Consider the following 17,340-nt stretch of genomic DNA (forward strand, 5'->3'; position numbering starts at 1 on the left):
AGGCTTTTCTCAGCAAATAAAGCCTCTCTCTGCAACAGCTTTTTAACGTACTCGGGTCCGTCATTGAATTTCAATATGTATGAATCGAAATTATTATAGACAACTCGGCTCGTCTTGTCAATGAACGCTTCGTCTCATCAGGATATATTGCACAATGATCACCCTGATAATCGCAGCTGCTGGTACAGCTAAAATCATCCCAATTAAGCCAAACAGCTCCCCTCCTGCAAGCAAGACAAGCATAATAACGACAGGATGCATATGAAGACTTCGTCCTACAATGATCGGGCTGAGAACATTGCTCTCTAAAAATTGCAGCACTGCTACTGTGATCAATACAATGATGACCGATTTCACCGAAATAGTAAACGCAATAAAGATGGCAGGAACTGCGCCAATTATCGGTCCAAAATACGGAATCACGTTCGTTGCTCCTATCAGCATGCCAAGAACGAGCGGATACGGGATATGAAAAAGCCAAAGCACAATGGCTGCTGCACCCCCGATTAAAGAACAGACAAGCAGCTGCCCTCGAATATAATCACCAAGCGATTCATCCACTGCTTTCACAAAGGCATGCCCCCTCTTCCTAAATGACGGCGGCGTTAAATACCATGCCGCCCGCTTCATCGTGTTCATGTCTTTTACCATATAAAAAACAAGAAAAGGGATGAGTGCTGCAACTAAAGCGTAATCAAATAAAACTTTACAGCTAAGAATCATCCGCTCAGCGCTATTGGCTGCATATGTCTCCGATTGAACAATGAAGCGGTCCAAGCGGTCATGAAGTCCGTCAGGCCAGTGGCTCGTATGATGATGAATATGTGATAATGCGCCATTATACGTTTCAGCGATGACAGGAATTTGTTCTGACAGCTCATTTAACTGTGCGATCATAACAGGCGCTCCTTTATATACCGCAAAACCAATCCCGCCAAAAAACAGGACATAGATGAGTAAGAGACTGACTGTTCTCGGCAGCCCTCGTGCATGCAGTCTTTCCACAATCGGATAAAGCAGATAAGAAATAAAAATAGCGATGAGAAGCGGAATGAGAACCGCCTTCAGCAATAAAAAAACAGGCATCCATAACTCGTCGAGCTGCAGTAAAATGAGCAAGGATGCAAGGACAAGCAGGACCCCTGCAGCATATATTAGAAATTGGATCGGACGTTTCTTCACCTTTTTCACCTCTTTTCTTATTGTTTAACCATCTTCTGCAATTATCCACGTAAATAAAATTTGTCCTAACTTTGTTAAAAATGAATACACATGAAACATACAGCTCCATCCAAAGTCACTGTTTGCTGTAAAATCTCGTCAGAAAATATTCCATTATTTACTTCTTTTTACACAAGTTGTGCTAGAATCCACTTTAGCTTTAGCCAATGAAACACAAGAGGAGGTTCTTCATGATCACATTCGAAGAAGTCAACAAGCATTATGGCCAGTTCCATGTACTTAAGGACATTAACCTACATATTCAAAAAGGGGAGGTTGTTGTGATCATCGGTCCTTCAGGGTCTGGTAAAAGCACGATGCTCAGGTGTATCAATCGTCTTGAAAGCATTGATGCGGGAAAAGTTCTCGTCAACCAAGTGTCTGTTCAGCATCCGAAGACCAACATCAATCTTGTCAGGCAAAATATCGGAATGGTCTTTCAGCATTTTCACCTCTATCCGCATAAGACGGTGCTTGAAAACATTATGCTTGCGCCGATGAAGGTCAAAAAAGTGAGCAAGGAAGAAGCAAAGGAAACAGCTGAATTTTATTTAAATAAAGTCGGCATTCCTGAAAAGGCAGACACCTACCCTTCACGACTCTCGGGCGGACAGCAGCAGCGCGTTGCCATTGCAAGAGGGCTTGCGATGAAGCCGGAGGTGATGCTTTTCGACGAACCGACATCTGCACTTGATCCAGAGATGATCGGCGAGGTATTAGATGTGATGAAGCAGCTGGCTCGTGAAGGCATGACCATGGTTGTCGTCACACATGAGATGGGCTTTGCCCGCGAAGTGGCTGACCGTATTGTCTTTATTGATGAAGGCAGAATTCTTGAAGAATCAACACCGGCTGCATTTTATGAAAAACCGCAAGAGAAACGTGCTCAATTATTTTTAAGCCGTATATTAAATCACTAGGGGGAATGGTTTGATGAAAAAAATGAAACGCTTTGGCCTGCTGCTCTTTATGACTTGCTGCATCGCCGCTTTGGCTGCTTGTGGATCTACTGAAAAAGGGTCAACTGATGCAAAACAAGGAAGTTCTTTAGAAGCCATTAAGAAAGACAAAAAAATCATTTTCGGTGTAAAAAATGACACACGTTTATTCGGTTTAAAAAATCCGAGCAGCGGTGATATTGAAGGATTTGATATTGACATTGCAAAAGCCATTACAAAAGAAATACTCGGCGATGAAGGAAAAGCAGAATTTAAGGAAGTGACATCTAAAACAAGAATTCCTTTGCTTCAAAAAGGGGATATCCATGCGATTGTTGCGACCATGACAATTACAGAAGAGCGTAAAAAAGAAGTCAATTTCTCAGATGTTTACTTTGAAGCAGGACAATCACTGCTTGTGAAAAAAGGAAGCGACATTCAATCCATTGATGATCTTAAAAAAGGAACGAAGGTGCTGGCCGTGAAAGGATCTACTTCTTCTCAAAATATCCGCGAGAAAGCACCTGAAGCATCCGTATTAGAATTTGAGAACTATCAGGAGGCTTTTACAGCATTAAAATCAAATCAAGGGCAAGTGCTGACAACTGATAATGCGATCTTATTTGGTATGGCAGATGAGGATTCAAATTACGAAGTGGTCGGCGGCACCTTTACAGATGAGCCTTATGGCATTGCTGTGAAAAAAGGCGATCAAGAATTAACAGATGCGATCAATAAAGCCTTAAAAACGTTAAAAGACAATGGAGAGTATGACAAGATTCTTAAAAAATGGATCAAAGAATAACGTTTGTTTCGTCAAGATCGATGCCTCAGGTGAGCCGCTCCATGGCTCCCCTGTTGATCAGGAAGGAAGTGAACTGATTGCTGCGGTTTTCCATTCTCACTGAAAATGTTCATCTTTATTTAGAAGGCTTTAAATATACCATTGGTGCAAGTGTGATTGCTCTGATTGGAAGCTTTTTGATCGGTACACTCATTGCCATTATGAGAATTGCGCCACTCAGGCCGCTTAACTGGTTAGGGACGGCTTACGTGGAATTTATTCGGAATATTCCGTTATTATTGATCACCTTTGTTTTCTTCTTTGGTTTACCCGTGTTAGGTATTGTAGCAGATGGCTTTACTGCTGGTACGATTGCTCTTGCCATTTATACCTCTGCCTTTATTGCTGAAGCCATTCGTGCAGGGATACAAGCTGTGCCCCTTGGACAAATGGAAGCAGCCCGCGCCTCAGGTCTGTCATATGGTGGGACGATGCGGTATATCATTTTGCCGCAGGCAATTAAAATCGTCATTCCTCCTCTTGGGAATCAATTTATAAACCTTGTTAAAAACTCCTCTATTTTAGGTGTCATTGCAGGGTTTGATCTCATGTATCAAGGAGACCTTATTGCATCTAGAACATTTGTGACGTTTGATGTCTACATCTTTGTTGCGATGTTCTATCTGCTATTAACCATTCCGCTCAGTCTAGGTGTTGGTTATTTAGAAAGAAGATTAGCAAGAAGCCACTAGAAAGGAGGAAACATCATGGATTTTATAGGTGCCTACCAGCCTGATCATCTCGCCTTTTTACTTGAAGGATTTGCTGTCACCTTAAAAGTGGCTTTTATCTCCATCATTTTGAGCTTTATCATTGGATTAGTCGTTGGCACATTACGGTTCGCTCAAATTCCGGTTTTATCAAAGGTGCTTGCGGTTGTTGTAGAAACCATTCGGAACCTGCCGCTTTTGCTGATCATCTTTTTCACGTATTTTGCATTGCCTGAGATCGGCATCAAGCTGAGTATCACAGCCTCTGCTATTGCGGCTTTAACCGTGTTTGAATCCGCGATGCTGTCAGAAATTATTCGGAGCGGTCTTAAATCAATTGATAAGGGGCAGATCGAAGCAGCCAGGTCTTCTGGTTTAACCTATATTCAAACATTAAAAATGATTATTATGCCGCAGGCTCTGCGCCGAATGGTGCCGCCAATTGTCAGTCAGTTCATATCTCTTTTGAAAGATACGTCGCTTGCCGTTGTCATTGCGCTTCCAGAATTATTACATCACGCTCAAATATTAAACGGTCAAAGCCAATCCTATTTACTGCCGATTTTCTTATTGGCAGCTATGATGTATTTTGTCGTCAATTTCAGCTTATCCATTCTTGCAAGACGATTAGAATACAGGCAGGCATAAAAAGAACATCCGCTCTTGGCGAATGCCAGCGTATAGACCGGTTGGCTATCACGCAAAACAAAGGGCTAAAATGAAGATCATTTTAGCCCTTTTTGTTTACATCATTCTCATAACACGTTTTCTTAGCTTTTTCATATCCCGCTTTGATGGCATATCATATCGGCTTGCAAAGTGATATGCGAGTGCACCTGCACCAAGCGTTAATAGTGAAGAAGTCATTTTGCCCATTCGAAATTCCCCCTTAACACTTATAGTTGAATTGAACGTTCATCGTCACTAAACAGATCATCTAAGCTGCTTAGTGTCCCGTCTTCCTCCACTTGGTGTGTAGATATTTTGCCTTTTGACAGCGTCAATTCAATAAAACAGCCCCAGCAATAATATTGATTGACCCCAATTTTTCCGATGTCTTTACATTTGCAATTTGGGCAAATGAGCATAATCAGCACCTCTTTACGTTCGGTTTAGAACCAGTGCTTCCTTTTGAACGTTCATCAAGGTTCCGGCAGCCTGCAGCTGTTTCCGAATCCCTGATAGCTCTGTAAAGAAGCCATCCGAGAGTTCATATGCTACGATTGTGCCCGAATTTGAGCAAAAGTATACATCTTCCAAAATGCCTAAATTTTCACCATCAGGCGACTGCATCATTTTCTTCTTTAATTTCGAAAATAACAAGAATGGAGCAGAGGAATCCATGCCCACTCCCTCCTGGCAGCTCACATACAAACCTTTGTCTGTCAGCTGATCAAAAGCAGAAAATGGAACGAGTGCACAGTCTTTCTTTTTCCCCTCTAACACATATCCTCCGCAGCTGCCTCCGGCTAAAAAGCAAATATCTTTTATGGAACCAAGCGATTGGGACAGCTCATCTGTATAGATCGTCATTCCTTCAAGTTCTCGGCATGTTCTCAAAATGTGCTCAACCACCTTTTGCGGAACAGTCTTATCGTGTGCGTTTGCTTCATGACTCATACGAAGAAATGGCTTCCATGAACGGAATGGGTGAAGTTCTTTTCACGCTAAAAGAAGACAAAGGGCTAAAATAAAAATCATTTTAGCCCTTTGTCAACAATCTGAACCTTCTACTCATGCATAAAATCAAATGGAGTGATTCCCTCCATGCCAATATTTGCGTCATGTACGCTAAACGGAAGCTCTTTTTGGAGCGCTTCAAGTTCTGCATCCATGATTTGTTCGGTTTGTACTAGCCGCATCGTTAAGGACGTTTGTCTGAGGGAATCCTCATTGTTTTTCACGCCCCACTCCAGCGCTGATTCCTCGCCGCACAGTATTAAAAACTTTTTACTGCGTGTAATGGCTGTGTACAGCAGATTCCGCCGAAGCATTCGGTAGTAGCTCCTGACGACTGGCAGCACAACAATCGGGAATTCACTTCCTTGTGATTTGTGAATAGAGCAGCAATAAGCATGTGTAAATTGATGAAAATCTTTTTTTGTAAAGGTGATTTCATTTCCATCAAAGGAGATCACAGCCATGTCTTCTTTTTCTGTATTTTCTTTTGCATAAAAAATCGAGACAATTTCACCGATATCGCCGTTAAAAATGTTGTTCTCCGGCTGATTCACAAGCTGAAGCACCTTATCACCTGTCCGGTACACCACATCACCAAACGGGATTTCTCTGCCCTTTGGTTTTTTAGGATTCAAAATGTGCTGCAGCATTTTGTTGAGCTCATTGATGCCTGCTTTTCCTTTATACATCGGTGCCAGCACTTGAATATCCTTTGCTGAAAACCCTTTTTGAGCAGCATTGCTGACAACTTTCTCAATAACTTCTTTCATTTGATCAGCTGAACACTGAATGAAGGACCGATCCTTTGAGCGTGCAGTGATATCCTTTGGCAGCACACCATTTTTCATATCATGTGCAAGTTCAACAATGGTTGAGCCGTCTGCCTGCCGGTAAATATCTGTCAGGGTAACAGCCGGCACGGCTTTTGAGGCAAGCAAATCCCGTAAAACTTGGCCTGGTCCGACAGATGGCAGCTGATGTTCATCCCCTACCATAATCACTTGGATATGATCAGGAATCGCTTTAAACAAATGATTCGCCAGCCAAATATCCAGCATACTTGATTCATCAATGATGACAAGCTTTCCTTCAATCGGCTGTTCCTCATCATGAGAGAAGCCCTCCGAACCGTTCCAGCCTAGCAGCCGGTGAATGGTGACAGCTGGAAGCCCTGTTGATTCTGTCATCCGTTTAGCCGCCCGTCCAGTTGGTGCCGCAAGCACAAATGGGAAGGATTCATCTTTTTTATAATCACTCGGATCAAGAGAAACACCGTGAAGATCACTGTAAAGCTCGACAATTCCTTTAATGACCGTCGTCTTCCCTGTTCCAGGCCCGCCTGTTAAAAGCAGCATCGGGGACATGAGTGCCTTTTGAATCGCTTCCTTTTGTGTCGGTGCATATTGGACGCCTAACCGCTCCTCCAGCTCGCCAAGTGCTAGCAGGAATTCTGATTCAGGAAATTGATCTGCATATTCTGTTTGGGAGACGATTTTTTGAATGCGTTTGGCGACACTTTGCTCCGCATAAAATAAGGATGGATGATAGCAGCGGTCATCTTCAATGATCATTTCTTTTCCTTCGCCAAGTGCAATGATCTGATTGGCAACATCCATTTCAGTCACTTTGTAATCATTGCCGGTTTGGTTGAGCAGCTTGCGGGTTTCGACGATCAAATCTTTCGTTTGTATGTACGTATGACCGTCTTGTAGACTGGCTGTCTCCACTGTATATAGCAAGGCGGCGCGAATCCGTTCTGGGTCATTTCCTGAGATGCCTGTTCTAGCGCCAAGCTCATCCGCCTTAATAAACCCGATTCCCTCAACATCCTTAACGAGCTGATAGGGATTTTCCTCGATTTTCTGCAGTGTTTCACTCTCGTATACTTGGTAAATCTTCATGCTGAGCTGCGGACCAAAGCCATACTGATTCAGGCTGATCATGATTTGTTCCAGCCCTTGATGCTCCTGAAGCGCTGCGGCAAGCTTATCCGCCTTCTTTTTTGATAAGCGCGGTACATCATACAAAACAGCTGGGTCACGCATAATCTTATGAAGCGTCTGATTGCCAAGCTGTCCCACAATTTCTTCCGCCGTCTTTTTTCCTATCCCCTCAAATAAATCACTTGAGAGATAATGTATGATGCCTTGCTTCGTTGTCGGCACTTCCTTTTGAAAATGAGTGGCCTGAAACTGTTCACCAAATTTCGGATGGCTTGTCACTTTGCCATAAAAGGTGTAGGTTTCCTCCTCATGAAGTGCGGGGAAGTAGCCTGTGACAGATGCAGTTTTTTCCTCTAAGTTTTCCGATGTTTCAATGACTTTTACCTTTAACACCGAGTATAAATTACTTTCATTATGGAAAATAACGGCTTGAATGGTCCCCTTTAAAAACGGTTCGTCCTCAAGCTTCATTTGATCTGGATGTTCCTGCACAGGTCTTCCCTCCTTCCATCTATTCTGCCTCTTGAATCAGCTTTTGCGCATGTAGTGCCAGCATATGGTCAGGCTGCACGTCAATGGCTTTACCCAGCATCTCAAGTGCTTCGTCTTTTTTCTCTAAGTACGCATACGCAACCCCTAAATTATAAAAGGCATCTGCATGCTGCGGATCACGCGTGATGACTTCAGTAAAAGTTGTCACCGCTTCTTCCAGCATGTGTTCATTGGCTAAACACATGCCAAATTGAAACCTTGCTTCATTATCCTCTTCGTTTAGTTCAACGGCACGCTGAAGATATGGCATCGCAAGCTTTGGCTGCTCTAATTTGATGAGCGTCTGCCCGAGCATATAAAACAAATCACTATTTTCCATGCCGGCTTTTAGTGCTTGTTCAAAGTAGTCTTTCGCTTTCATAAAGTCTTCTTTTAACGTATATACATTTCCTGCTCCATAATAGGCTGCAGCTGCGGTATGATCAAGTTCAATTGCTTTTTGAAAAAAGTTTAAAGCACGTTCAAATTCATTGATACTTGAAAGTAAGTTCGCAAAGTTAATATATGGAACCGGGTCCTTCGGGCTTTCTTCGATCGCTTTTGTAAAAGCTTCAGCTGCTTTTTCGATATTCCCTTGATTCAAGGCTTCTATGCCGATTTCGTTATGATTCATTCGCTCTCTCATCCTTTCATTAAAAAACCTCAACAGCGACGTTGAGGTTTTGAAACATGCTACACATACGACAGCTTTTGACCATCTTTGAAGACATCGTCAATTGTACCGCCGCCAAGACATTCGTCGCCATCATAAAAAACAACCGCTTGTCCCGGGGTAACAGCACGAACAGGTTCATCAAAGATAACCATCGCTTCTTGCTCACCTGTCATTTTGACCTTCACATGGTGATCTTCTTGACGGTATCTGAATTTTGCTGTGCAGGTTAATTCACCGTTTTCTCCGACAATATGAGGACGAGTCCAGCTGATATTAACGGCTGAAATGCTTTCAGAGTATAAAAGTGGATTGTGGAAGCCTTGTTCAACAAACAAGATGTTTTTCTCCAAGTCTTTTCCAACGACAAACCAAGGATCACCGCTGCCGCCAATGCCAAGTCCTTGGCGCTGACCGATCGTGTAATACATCAGTCCATCGTGCTCCCCTTTTACTTCTCCGTCCATTGTCTGCATCACACCAGGCTGTGCAGGCAAATATTGACTAAGGAACGTTTTAAAGTTTCTTTCTCCGATAAAGCAGATACCAGTTGAATCTTTTTTCGCTGCTGTTGCGAGCTCTGCTTCTTTAGCTAATTCACGAACCCTTTTTTTCTCTAAATCACCGATTGGGAACATGACTTTATCAAGTTGTTCCTGAGTCAGCTGATTTAAGAAATACGTTTGGTCTTTGTTTGCATCAAGACCTCGCAGCATTTTGACTTCATCGCCTGTTCTGTCAACACGGGCATAGTGTCCTGTTGCCAAGTAATCCGCTCCAAGTGAAAGTGCATGCTCAAGGAATGCCTTGAACTTAATTTCTTTGTTACACATGACATCTGGGTTTGGCGTTCTGCCCGCTTTATATTCATCAAGAAAATATTGAAACACTTTGTCCCAATATTGCTTCTCGAAATTCACTGCATAATAAGGGATTCCAATTTGGTTACATACGCGGATGACATCCTCATAGTCTTCCGTTGCTGTGCAAACACCATTTTCATCAGTGTCATCCCAGTTTTTCATAAATATGCCGATGACATCATAGCCTTGCTCCTTTAACATAAGAGCGGCAACTGATGAATCGACTCCTCCGGACATACCGACCACAACTCTTGTATCTTCTGGTCTTTTTGTCATCTTCATCAACTCCAATTTCAATGAAACAACATGCGCGTTTCGTTCTTCAGGTGCTTCGCTGTTTCATTTTTCACACACGAACAAAAGGAAGTATTTATTTGGCTAGGCGTTTGACAACAGCCGCTATCTTACGTGCCGCCTGCTTCACATGATCCTCTTCATTCCCAAGACCGAAGCTTATTCTGACTGAGGACGTCAGCTCTTTTGCTTCTTCGCCATACATGGCGCTTAACACGTGCGAAGGAAGGACAGATCCAGCCGTACATGCCGATCCGCTTGAAACAGCAATTCCTTCCATATCTAAATTCACAAGCAGCGATTCAATGGAGACGCCCGGGAAATGAACATTTAAAATGTGCGGCAATGTCTCTTTCGGATGTCCATTGATAGAGAAATTGAGAGATTCCTCTTCGAATACTTGCAGCATGGTTTCTTTGAGCTTACCATAATGCATCGCTTTTTCTCTTCTATTTTGCTTCGTTAATTGAACAGCTTCTGCAAGCCCAACAATTCCTGCCACATTTTCAGTGCCAGCACGGCGCTTTCTTTCTTGTTCGCCTCCGAATATTTGCGGAGAAAGCTTCACGCCTTCGTTTACATATAAAAAACCTGTTCCCATCGGACCATTCAGCTTATGGCCAGAAGCAGATAAAAGATCAATATGGAGATCTGCTGCATCAATAGGCACTGTGCCAAACGCCTGCACTGCGTCTGTATGAAAATGAGCCGTGTGATCACGCAGAAGTTCGCCAATGGCTTTGATTGGCTGAATCACACCTGTTTCATTATTGCCGTACATGACGGTCACAAGAATTGTATCATCTCTCAATGCTTGTTTTAATTGATCAAGATGAATCAATCCTGTTTCGTCCACATCTAAATATGTCACTTCAAATCCTAGTTTTTCTAGGCGTTCACATGTATGCAGCACCGCATGATGCTCTGTTTTCACTGTGATGATATGTTTTCCTTCATGCTGTCTTGCCATGGCAACACCTGTAATTGCCAGGTTGTCCGCCTCGGTTCCACCGCTTGTGAGGATGATCTCCTGCGGTTTACAGTGTAATTCTCCTGCAATGACTTCTCTTGCTTCATCGAGCCACTTTCTTGCCTCGCGCCCATATGAATGAATACTAGAGGGATTGCCAAATATCTCTGTAAAGTACGGCATCATCTTGTCCACAATACGCTGATCCATCGGCGTAGTGGCCGCATGATCTAAATAGATTCGTTCCATTTCCGGTACACCTCTGATCTAAATATAGAACATATACGAGTCTTGATCCCCGTCATCTGTGTAGCTTGCCAAGTCTTCAAGAGTTGTATTGTCTAGTACGTCTTTTACTGCATCACGAATACGAATCCATAGTTCACGCTTTGCTGGTTCTTCGTTTTCGATGACTTCAACAGGACTAATGGGTCCTTCTAATACACGAATAATATCACCTGCTGTGATCTCGTTTGGTTCATGTGCAAGAACATAGCCGCCATACGCTCCGCGGATACTTTTTACAAGACGGGCATTGCGGAGTGGTGATACAAGCTGCTCTAAATAATGCTCAGACAAATCATTGTTTTGAGCGATTGATTTTAATGATGTAGGGCCTTCGCCATGTTTTTTGGCTAATTCGATCATGATCGTCAGACCGTATCTGCCTTTAGTTGATATTTTCAAGTTAAACACCTCTGCGTTTTCTATTCTATGTCATCAATTATTTTTCTGATTTCATATACGCTGATATATAGACCAAAAGCAATTATATCATACTTTCAGCCAACTTTCATTTACGGGTTCTGAGCATGATAGAAGGACGAATCCCTTTTCTATTTGAAGAAATTTCGGTACTCTATACAAACAAGACATTGCTATAGGAGAGATAATTATGAAACCTTTAGCGTACCGGATGCGCCCAAGTCATATTGAAGACATTATTGGGCAGGAGCATCTTGTTGGAGAAGGTCAAATTATTAGGCGAATGGTCGAGGCAAAACATTTATCCTCGATGATTTTATATGGACCGCCGGGCATCGGCAAAACATCGATTGCAACCGCGATTGCTGGCAGTACAAGCATTGCTTTTCGAACGCTGAATGCGGTCATTCATAACAAAAAGGATATGGAAGCTGTTGCCGCTGAAGCGAAAATGAGCGGCCAGGTGATCCTTATTTTAGACGAAGTCCACCGGCTTGATAAAGGAAAGCAGGATTTTCTTCTTCCTTATTTAGAAAATGGCATGATCATTTTAATTGGGGCAACAACGGCTAATCCCTATCATGCGATCAATCCTGCCATTCGAAGCCGGACACAAATATTCGAGCTGAAGCCGCTTGAAACAGAGCAAATCAAAGCTGCGTTAACAAGAGCCTTACAGGATGAGCATCGCGGGCTTGGCGGCTATGAGGTGACAGTGGACGATGAAGCGATGAATCATTTTGCCAATGGATGCGGAGGAGATGTGCGTTCTGCTTTAAATGCACTCGAGCTCGCTGTCTTATCGACAAAAGCTGATGAGACAGGGCATATCACAATCACTCTTGCCGCAGCAGAAGAATGCTTACAAAAAAAGAGCTTCTCACATGACAAGAATGGTGATGCTCATTATGATGTCCTCTCGGCTTTTCAAAAATCCATTAGAGGATCTGATACAGATGCGGCGCTGCATTACCTTGCCAGACTGATCGAAGCAGGAGACCTTGAAAGCATTACAAGGAGATTACTCGTGATGGCTTACGAGGACATTGGCTTAGCCAGTCCGCAGGCAGGCCCCCGCGTGTTAAGCGCAGTACAAACAGCAGAAAGAATCGGTTTCCCAGAAGCACGGATTCCGCTGGCGAACGCAGTGATTGAGCTGTGTCTTTCTCCTAAGTCTAATTCGGCATATAAGGCGATTGATGCGGCACTTGGTGACATTCGTACAGGGAAAATTGGAGAAGTTCCAGTTCATTTAAAGGATGCTCACTACAAAGGCGCCACAGCACTCGGAAGAGGCGTCGATTACTTATACCCACATGATTACGAAAACGGCTGGGTGAAGCAGCAATATTTACCTGATCCGCTGAAAAACAAGCAATACTATGTACCGAAACAAACCGGAAAATTTGAAGGTGCATTGAAACAGGTCTATGAAAATTTAAAACGCCAGAAATAAAAAAAGCCCCCTGCATGTTAGCAGGCGGGCTGTTTATTTATCCTTCACACGTGTAATCGGAATATCTTTTAAAAGCTTCATAATGACATGACCACCCATGATCAGTCCGGCAACAGACGGAACGAATGCATTAGATGATGGCGGCATTTGCGCCTTGCGAATCTTCGCTTCATCATTTCCAACTTCTTTTCTGACATCTTCGCGAATGACAATTGGACTTTCATCAGAGAAAATGACTTCAATTCCTTTACGAATCCCTTCCTTACGCAAACGTGTTCTCACAACTTTTGCAATAGGATCGGTATGTGTTTTTGAAATATCATCAATTTTGAAGCGTGTCGGATCTGTTTTGTTCGCAGCTCCCATACTTGAAATGATGTTCACACCTCGTTTCAGACACTCTTTCATTAAATGAATTTTATAGTGAATGGTATCTGAGGCATCAATGACATAATCAAGCGGATACTCAAAAAATTGCTCGTATGTTTCCTCTGTATAAAACATCTTCAGCGCAACAACTTCACATTCTGGATTAATATCAGCGATTCTCGCCTGCATTAAGTCAACCTTTGGCTGGCCAACTGTTGATAGCAATGCTGGAAGCTGACGGTTTACATTTGTAATATCAATATCATCTTTATCAACAAGAACAATACGGCCAACGCCTGAACGCGCGAGTGCCTCTACTGCGAATGAACCAACGCCGCCCACACCAAGCACTGCAACTGTACTGTTTTTTAGTATATTTAAGCCTTCCTTGCCAATGGCAAGCTCGTTTCTTGAAAACTGATGTAACAAGTGCCTCACTCCACCTTTATTTAAAATGAATCGAAAGAATCATATCATATTCAGACTTCTCCGTCATCCTTCTCTAAAAGAAAAAAACACAAAAAAGTCCCGATGACGCCGCCAGCATTTCCTTCGTTTTGAACCCCGCACCATGCAGGTGGGTGCTTTCTTCCTGACTTTATAAGTCCTCTAAAGAGGCATTTATGCAGAAAGGAAAGGCAAGCTCCCGTATAAAAAAATGTTCGGTCAAAACTAGGTAACCACCGTACGTATCAGGACTTTATTTATTGATTGATGAAAGCATATCATAGGCATATTTCTTTTTCAAGCGTTTACATACCTATAAACATGCGCCTATTTTACTGTTTTACTTTTGTTTTAATCGCTAAACTCAGCTCATCAAGCTGTGCCTCGCTTACATGGCCAGGGGCATCTGTAAGAACGCAGCTCGCACTTGCCGTTTTAGGGAATGCAATCGTATCTCTTAAGTTAGAGCGGCCTGCAAGCAGCATCACTAAACGGTCAAGCCCAAGCGCGATTCCGCCATGCGGAGGAACACCATGCTCAAACGCATCCAGCAGGAAGCCAAATTGTTCGTAAGCCTCTTCTTTTGAAAAACCAAGTAAGCCAAACATCTTTTCTTGAATGTCCTTTTCGAAAATACGAATAGAACCTCCGCCAAGCTCGTAGCCATTCAGCACAAGATCGTAAGCCTGGGCCTTCATGTCTTCTGGGCTTGTTTCAATTAATTCAAGATCATCGCGAACCGGCATTGTGAATGGATGATGGGCAGCATAGAAGCGGCCTTCTTCTTCATCCTTTTCAAGCAGCGGCCAATCGACAACCCATAAGAAATTGAATACAGACTCATCAATCAGTTCAAGCTCTTTACCAAGTTTTAAGCGAAGTGCACCAAGCGCATCATGGACAACAGACGTCTTATCTGCAACAAAGAGTAAAAGGTCGCCTTCTTCAACTTGCAGCTGTTCTTTTAATTCAGCTTGCTTTGCTTCATCAAAGAATTTAGCGATCGGACCTTTTAATTCAGTCCCTTCTGCTTTTAGCCAAGCTAGACCTTTTGCACCGTAGTTCGCTGCAAATGCACCAAGTGCATCAATGTCTTTTCTTGAGTAGTTTGCTGCAGCCCCTTTGACATTGATGGCTTTCACAGCTCCACCATTTTTCACAGCTCCGCTAAACACTTTGAAATCTGAGTCTTTTACCGTGTCTGAAATGTTCACGAGCTTCATCTCAAAGCGAGTATCCGGCTTATCAGATCCATAGGAATTCATCGCTTCATCATATGTCATACGAGGTAATGGCAATGTAAGGTCTACACCTTTGACATCTTTCATCACCTTCGCCATCATCTCTTCAGCAAGCGTCATGATGTCCTCTTGACTCATGAAGGACATTTCAATATCGACTTGTGTAAATTCCGGCTGACGGTCAGCACGCAAATCTTCATCTCTAAAACAGCGGGCAATTTGATAATAACGGTCCATCCCAGAAACCATCAGCAATTGTTTAAATAACTGCGGAGACTGAGGCAGTGCATAAAATTCTCCCTCGTGTACACGGCTTGGAACAAGATAGTCACGCGCACCTTCTGGCGTACTTTTTGTTAAAATGGGCGTTTCAATGTCTAGAAAGCCGTTGTCGTCTAAGAAATGGCGGAATGCTTTTGTGACTTCATGTCGCATTTTCATTGTTTCAAACATTGCAGGGCGGCGAAGATCCAGGTAACGATATTTTAAACGAACATCTTCTGATACCTCGTCTGCTTGATCTGAAATCACAAATGGAGGAGTCTTCGCTTCATTTAAAACGGTAACCGTTTCGACTTGAATTTCAATTTTGCCCGTTTTTAAATTTGGATTGATCGTTGCTTCTTCTCTTGCGACAACCGTTCCTTTAATATCAAGGACATATTCATTACGAATTGATTCTGCTGTCTCAAGCGCCTCTCTTGATAAGTCTGGATTGAAGACAACTTGTACAATCCCTGTACGATCGCGCAAATCAATAAAGATTAATCCGCCTAGGTCACGCCTTTTTTGAACCCATCCTTTTAATACAACTGACTGACCAATTTGGTCTTCTGTTACTTCTCCACAATAAAAAGTTCTACCAAACACAAACATTCCACTCCTTCTTTACGCTTTCTGGTGGGCCTTCAACATTTGAATCAGCTCATCAAGCTTCACTTCAATTTGTTCACCCGTTGTTGTATCTTTCACATTCACAATTTGCTGCGCTAGCTCATCTTCACCAAGAACTGCAATAAATTTGGCTTTTAATCGATCAGCCGCTTTAAATTGTCCTTTTAGTTTCTTCCCTGTATAGTCCATTTCACTTGAGATACCTTCTTTTCTCAGACGGTTTAATAATGAAACAGAATAATCCTTCGCTTCATCTCCGAGAGCAGCAATGTATAGATCAATACCATCCTGGAGAGGAAGCTCAATTCCTTCAGCATCGATCGCAGATAAAAAACGCTCAATACTCATCGCAAATCCAATCCCTGGTGATTCAGGACCGCCAATTCCTTCAACGAGTCCATCATAACGGCCGCCGCCGGCTAATGTTGTAATCGCACCAAAGCCTTCTGCATTACTCATGATCTCAAATGCTGTGTGATTGTAGTAATCAAGACCGCGTACTAAATTTGGATCGACGACATACTCAATGCCTATATCTGATAAGTATTGTTTGACCTTTTCAAAATACGTCCGAGATTCTTCATTTAAGTAATCTTGAATGGATGGGGCTGTTGCCATCAGTTCATGGTCACGATCCTTTTTACAATCAAGAATGCGCAGCGGATTTTGATGTAAACGCGTTTGACAGTCGTGACAGAATTCCTCAATTCTTGGTTCAAAGTGCTTGACCAGTGCTGTGCGGTAGTCTGCACGGCTCTCTTTGTCACCAAGGCTGTTAATGACGAGCTTTAAGTTAGAAAGGCCTGCTTTCTCATACACACTCATCGCAAGTGAAATGACCTCTGCATCAATAGCAGGATCCTTGGAACCAATCGCTTCGATTCCAAATTGATAAAATTGACGATATCTTCCGGTTTGCGGACGTTCATAGCGGAACATTGGTCCGATGTAATAAAGCTTTGTTGGCTGAGCCGGCTGTGCGAACAATTTATTTTCAACATAAGAGCGTACAGTTGAAGCTGTTCCCTCTGGACGAAGTGTGATGCTGCGTCCTTTTTTGTCTTCAAATGTGTACATTTCTTTTTGAACGATATCAGTTGATTCGCCTACTCCCCGTGCAAACAGCTCTGTATGCTCAAAAATCGGTGTGCGGATTTCTTTGTATTGAAAGGCTGCACATGTATCTCTCGCAATTTGTTCAACATACTGCCAGCGTTCTGACTCTCCAGGTAAAATATCCTGTGTGCCTCTTGGAATATTAAAACTCATTTTTCGTCCTCCTACGACCATCATTCATTTTTTATGTGGACATATAAAAAACCCCCGCCTCTACTATGTGTATAGTAGGGACGAGAGTTATACCCGTGGTGCCACCCTAGTTGGAACATGATCCAGCCATGTTCCCGCTCAAATCCTTAACGCAGATTCACGTTCTCCGCCTATTGACTCATTTTTAGAGCGTTCAGCAGGAAACCTACAGAGTGTTCTTTCGTGATAAATGCCATGCGGATTCGCTTTCAGCCTAAGGCGAGTCCTCTCTGCTCACGCAATTTACCCTACT

Annotated in this window: 17 protein-coding genes, 1 other RNA gene and 2 other annotated features (2 of these 20 only partly in view); of the genes, 5 read left to right on the top strand and 13 right to left on the bottom strand. The window is 42.9% G+C overall.

The annotated features are described in order from the left end of the window. Positions 1–73: a binding site (T-box leader), on the bottom strand; it reaches 135 nt to the left of the window's first position. Positions 74–117: 44 nt separating this feature from the next. After that, complete coding sequence (locus tag MHH61_RS02115) at positions 118–1,182, bottom strand: AI-2E family transporter (RefSeq protein WP_024423115.1); 1,065 nt, start codon at positions 1,180–1,182, stop codon at positions 118–120. 230 nt (positions 1,183–1,412) lie between these two features. On the opposite strand from MHH61_RS02115, the gene MHH61_RS02120 reads away from it, so the two are divergent. The 4 genes from MHH61_RS02120 to MHH61_RS02135 all read left to right on the top strand — a co-directional run bounded on the left by MHH61_RS02120 (position 1,413) and on the right by MHH61_RS02135 (position 4,361). Next, complete coding sequence (locus MHH61_RS02120) at positions 1,413–2,141, top strand: amino acid ABC transporter ATP-binding protein (protein ID WP_024423116.1); 729 nt, start codon at positions 1,413–1,415, stop codon at positions 2,139–2,141. Between the two features lie 13 nt (positions 2,142–2,154). Beyond that, on the top strand, positions 2,155–2,964 hold the full coding sequence (locus tag MHH61_RS02125; protein WP_025092422.1) for a transporter substrate-binding domain-containing protein: 810 nt from the start codon (positions 2,155–2,157) through the stop codon (positions 2,962–2,964). A gap of 77 nt (positions 2,965–3,041) precedes the next feature. Beyond that, positions 3,042–3,695, top strand: coding sequence for an amino acid ABC transporter permease (locus MHH61_RS02130; protein ID WP_024427868.1), 654 nt, complete (start codon positions 3,042–3,044; stop codon positions 3,693–3,695). A 15-nt stretch (positions 3,696–3,710) separates the two neighbouring features. After that, on the top strand, positions 3,711–4,361 hold the full coding sequence (locus tag MHH61_RS02135; RefSeq protein ID WP_024427867.1) for an amino acid ABC transporter permease: 651 nt from the start codon (positions 3,711–3,713) through the stop codon (positions 4,359–4,361). 96 nt (positions 4,362–4,457) lie between these two features. Here the strand turns inward: MHH61_RS02135 and MHH61_RS02140 are convergent, their stop codons facing one another. The 8 genes from MHH61_RS02140 to MHH61_RS02175 all read right to left on the bottom strand — a co-directional run bounded on the left by MHH61_RS02140 (position 4,458) and on the right by MHH61_RS02175 (position 11,354). Beyond that, the gene (locus tag MHH61_RS02140; protein ID WP_003216198.1) at positions 4,458–4,589 is read right to left on the bottom strand and encodes a YrzQ family protein; all 132 of its coding nucleotides are present in this window, start codon (positions 4,587–4,589) and stop codon (positions 4,458–4,460) included. A gap of 20 nt (positions 4,590–4,609) precedes the next feature. After that, positions 4,610–4,801 (bottom strand): hypothetical protein, encoded by a 192-nt coding sequence (locus tag MHH61_RS02145; protein WP_003216308.1) that lies wholly within the window; start codon positions 4,799–4,801, stop codon positions 4,610–4,612. Positions 4,802–4,814: 13 nt separating this feature from the next. Next, complete coding sequence (locus MHH61_RS02150) at positions 4,815–5,333, bottom strand: PRC-barrel domain-containing protein (RefSeq protein ID WP_051582016.1); 519 nt, start codon at positions 5,331–5,333, stop codon at positions 4,815–4,817. Positions 5,334–5,443: 110 nt separating this feature from the next. Then, positions 5,444–7,828: an ATP-dependent RecD-like DNA helicase gene (locus tag MHH61_RS02155; protein WP_024423121.1), complete on the bottom strand. Its 2,385-nt coding sequence runs from the start codon at positions 7,826–7,828 to the stop codon at positions 5,444–5,446. 19 nt (positions 7,829–7,847) lie between these two features. Then, positions 7,848–8,501: a lipopolysaccharide assembly protein LapB gene (locus tag MHH61_RS02160; RefSeq protein ID WP_025092425.1), complete on the bottom strand. Its 654-nt coding sequence runs from the start codon at positions 8,499–8,501 to the stop codon at positions 7,848–7,850. A gap of 59 nt (positions 8,502–8,560) precedes the next feature. After that, a complete protein-coding gene (gene mnmA, locus MHH61_RS02165; protein ID WP_024423123.1) occupies positions 8,561–9,679 on the bottom strand; it encodes a tRNA 2-thiouridine(34) synthase MnmA in 1,119 nt (372 codons plus the stop codon). Positions 9,680–9,773: 94 nt separating this feature from the next. Further along, positions 9,774–10,916 (bottom strand): cysteine desulfurase family protein, encoded by a 1,143-nt coding sequence (locus tag MHH61_RS02170; RefSeq protein ID WP_041086402.1) that lies wholly within the window; start codon positions 10,914–10,916, stop codon positions 9,774–9,776. An 18-nt stretch (positions 10,917–10,934) separates the two neighbouring features. Next, positions 10,935–11,354, bottom strand: coding sequence for an Rrf2 family transcriptional regulator (locus MHH61_RS02175; RefSeq protein WP_024423125.1), 420 nt, complete (start codon positions 11,352–11,354; stop codon positions 10,935–10,937). A 208-nt stretch (positions 11,355–11,562) separates the two neighbouring features. On the opposite strand from MHH61_RS02175, the gene MHH61_RS02180 reads away from it, so the two are divergent. Continuing rightward, positions 11,563–12,828 carry a replication-associated recombination protein A gene (locus MHH61_RS02180; RefSeq protein ID WP_025092426.1) on the top strand — a complete coding sequence of 422 codons (1,266 nt, stop codon included), beginning with the start codon at positions 11,563–11,565 and terminating at the stop codon, positions 12,826–12,828. 33 nt (positions 12,829–12,861) lie between these two features. On the opposite strand, the gene MHH61_RS02185 is transcribed toward MHH61_RS02180, so the two are convergent. The 4 genes from MHH61_RS02185 to hisS all read right to left on the bottom strand — a co-directional run bounded on the left by MHH61_RS02185 (position 12,862) and on the right by hisS (position 17,048). Next, positions 12,862–13,626: a ThiF family adenylyltransferase gene (locus MHH61_RS02185; protein WP_024423127.1), complete on the bottom strand. Its 765-nt coding sequence runs from the start codon at positions 13,624–13,626 to the stop codon at positions 12,862–12,864. A 92-nt stretch (positions 13,627–13,718) separates the two neighbouring features. Then, a non-coding RNA gene (gene ssrS / locus MHH61_RS02190) (6S RNA) lies at positions 13,719–13,899 on the bottom strand. Between the two features lie 77 nt (positions 13,900–13,976). Then, positions 13,977–15,755 carry an aspartate--tRNA ligase gene (gene aspS, locus MHH61_RS02195; RefSeq protein ID WP_125586664.1) on the bottom strand — a complete coding sequence of 593 codons (1,779 nt, stop codon included), beginning with the start codon at positions 15,753–15,755 and terminating at the stop codon, positions 13,977–13,979. A gap of 18 nt (positions 15,756–15,773) precedes the next feature. Further along, the gene (gene hisS / locus MHH61_RS02200) at positions 15,774–17,048 is read right to left on the bottom strand and encodes a histidine--tRNA ligase (protein ID WP_125586666.1); all 1,275 of its coding nucleotides are present in this window, start codon (positions 17,046–17,048) and stop codon (positions 15,774–15,776) included. Between the two features lie 73 nt (positions 17,049–17,121). After that, positions 17,122–17,340 (bottom strand) — a binding site (T-box leader); it runs 21 nt beyond the window's last position.

Origin of the sequence: Bacillus sp. FSL K6-3154 (assembly GCF_040869395.1) — a bacterium.
In the GTDB taxonomy this organism is placed as follows: Bacteria; Bacillota; Bacilli; order Bacillales; family Bacillaceae; genus Bacillus; species Bacillus safensis.

What these genes read in the sequence shown, in the direction of transcription:
- MHH61_RS02170 (WP_041086402.1), bottom strand. Translation starts at nt 10,916, where the DNA reads ATGGAACGAATCTATTTAGATCATGCGGCCACTACGCCGATGGATCAG.
- MHH61_RS02145 (WP_003216308.1), bottom strand. Translation starts at nt 4,801, where the DNA reads ATGCTCATTTGCCCAAATTGCAAATGTAAAGACATCGGAAAAATTGGG.
- MHH61_RS02135 (WP_024427867.1), top strand. Translation starts at nt 3,711, where the DNA reads ATGGATTTTATAGGTGCCTACCAGCCTGATCATCTCGCCTTTTTACTT.
- hisS (WP_125586666.1), bottom strand. Translation starts at nt 17,048, where the DNA reads ATGAGTTTTAATATTCCAAGAGGCACACAGGATATTTTACCTGGAGAG.
- MHH61_RS02150 (WP_051582016.1), bottom strand. Translation starts at nt 5,333, where the DNA reads ATGAGTCATGAAGCAAACGCACACGATAAGACTGTTCCGCAAAAGGTG.
- MHH61_RS02160 (WP_025092425.1), bottom strand. Translation starts at nt 8,501, where the DNA reads ATGAATCATAACGAAATCGGCATAGAAGCCTTGAATCAAGGGAATATC.
- MHH61_RS02125 (WP_025092422.1), top strand. Translation starts at nt 2,155, where the DNA reads ATGAAAAAAATGAAACGCTTTGGCCTGCTGCTCTTTATGACTTGCTGC.
- MHH61_RS02180 (WP_025092426.1), top strand. Translation starts at nt 11,563, where the DNA reads ATGAAACCTTTAGCGTACCGGATGCGCCCAAGTCATATTGAAGACATT.
- MHH61_RS02140 (WP_003216198.1), bottom strand. Translation starts at nt 4,589, where the DNA reads ATGGGCAAAATGACTTCTTCACTATTAACGCTTGGTGCAGGTGCACTC.
- MHH61_RS02120 (WP_024423116.1), top strand. Translation starts at nt 1,413, where the DNA reads ATGATCACATTCGAAGAAGTCAACAAGCATTATGGCCAGTTCCATGTA.
- mnmA (WP_024423123.1), bottom strand. Translation starts at nt 9,679, where the DNA reads ATGACAAAAAGACCAGAAGATACAAGAGTTGTGGTCGGTATGTCCGGA.